Below are 1,175 nucleotides of genomic sequence, written 5' to 3'. Positions count from 1 at the left end.
ATGACGGACGTAGTGATCGTATCGGCCGCGCGGACCGCGGTCGGCAAATTCGGCGGCTCGCTCGCGAAGATCGCGGCACCGGAGCTGGGTGCGACGGTGATTCGCGCGGTGCTGGAGCGTTCGGGCGTGAAGCCCGAGCAGGTGAGCGAAGTGATCATGGGCCAGGTGCTGACGGCGGGCTCGGGGCAGAACCCGGCGCGCCAGTCGCTGATCAAGGCCGGCCTGCCGAGCGCAGTGCCGGGGATGACGATCAACAAGGTGTGCGGCTCGGGCCTGAAGGCCGTGATGCTGGCGGCGAACGCGATCGTGGCGGGCGACGCGGAGATCGTGATCGCGGGCGGGCAGGAGAACATGAGCGCGGCGCCGCACGTGCTGCCGGGCTCGCGCGACGGGTTCCGGATGGGTGACGCGAAGCTGGTCGACACGATGATCGTCGACGGCCTGTGGGACGTGTACAACCAGTACCACATGGGCATCACGGCGGAGAACGTCGCGAAGGAATACGGGATCACGCGCGAGGAGCAGGACGCGTTCGCGGCGCTGTCGCAGAACAAGGCGGAAGCCGCGCAGAAGGCCGGGCGCTTCGACGACGAGATCGTGCCGGTGTCGATCCCGCAACGCAAGGGCGAGCCGCTGCAGTTCGCGACCGACGAGTTCGTGCGCCACGGCGTGACGGCGGAATCGCTGGCGGGGCTGAAGCCGGCGTTCTCGAAGGACGGCTCGGTAACGGCGGCGAACGCGTCGGGGCTGAACGACGGCGCGGCGGCGGTGCTGGTGATGTCGGCGCAGAAGGCGGCGGCGCTCGGCCTGACGCCGCTGGCGCGGATCAAGGCGTACGCGAACGCGGGGGTGGATCCGAGCGTGATGGGCATGGGGCCGGTGCCGGCATCGCGCCGTGCGCTGGAGCGCGCGGGCTGGACGCCGGGCGACCTGGACCTGATGGAAATCAACGAGGCATTCGCGGCGCAGGCGCTGGCGGTGCACAAGCAGATGGGCTGGGACACGTCGAAGGTGAACGTGAACGGCGGGGCGATCGCGATCGGCCACCCGATCGGCGCGTCGGGCTGCCGGATCCTGGTGACGCTGCTGCACGAAATGGCCAAGCGCGATGCGAAGCGCGGGCTGGCGTCGCTGTGCATCGGCGGCGGGATGGGCGTCGCGCTCGCGGTCGAGCG

1 protein-coding gene is annotated in these 1,175 nt (G+C 70.3%); it reads left to right on the top strand.

The annotated features are described in order from the left end of the window. On the top strand, positions 1-1,175 hold a 1,175-nt coding region (locus DIE04_RS29470; RefSeq protein ID WP_148091661.1), incomplete at both ends, for an acetyl-CoA C-acetyltransferase.

Origin of the sequence: Burkholderia sp. Bp8994 (genome assembly GCF_003853805.1) — a bacterium.
In the GTDB taxonomy this organism is placed as follows: Bacteria; Pseudomonadota; Gammaproteobacteria; order Burkholderiales; family Burkholderiaceae; genus Burkholderia.
The sequence above is the reverse complement of the archived record's forward strand: the minus strand, read 5'-3'. Positions and strand labels throughout refer to the sequence as shown.